Raw genomic sequence first — 595 nt, 5'->3', positions numbered from 1 at the left:
AAAATAGTGATGATCAAAATGCCGGTGGTGATCAAGGCAACTCAGATGGGACGGGTTCCTCTAACAATGGCGCAGGAGAGCAAAATTCGTCACCTGATAATGGCATCACAGGCGGGAATTTATGATGCTAGGATTCTCGCAATCTTCCCCGTTTAAAGGCTCGCTCGTAAAGCAGCGTGGTGTCGCATTAATGCTTGTCATATTGATCTTCGCGCTAGTAGCGATTCTTGCAACAGGCATTTATAAACGACAAAAAATATTTATATACGGGGCGAGCGGTTTGGTTACTAGCGCACAAGCCTATGAATATGCGCTCGGGTCCGAGACTTATGCGCGGCGCTTGCTTTTAGAAGATTGGCGCGAAGACAAAGATAAAAACGAATTTGTAGACGATACTGCGCAAACGCAAGATGCCTTGTTGCTTCCTGTTGATAATGCTCTGTTGGAAGCTCAGTTTAATGACTTACACGGAAGAATTAATCTCAACGACCTTGTTTATGTTGATGGTGTGGCGAATCAAATAATGGCTGATCGGTTTAAGCGTTTGCTTAACAGACTCTCCCTTGATGATGTAAAGGTAGAGCGTTTTCAAGAT

1 protein-coding gene is annotated in these 595 nt (G+C 44.2%); it reads left to right on the top strand.

From position 1 onward, the window contains the following. Nucleotides 1–121: 121 nt before the first annotated feature. Nucleotides 122–595 (top strand): general secretion pathway protein GspK (locus tag A3739_RS03635; RefSeq protein ID WP_197472020.1); only part of this gene is annotated, 474 nt, incomplete at its 3' end.

The organism is Oleiphilus sp. HI0067 (assembly GCF_001635735.1).
The sequence above is the reverse complement of the archived record's forward strand: the minus strand, read 5'-3'. Positions and strand labels throughout refer to the sequence as shown.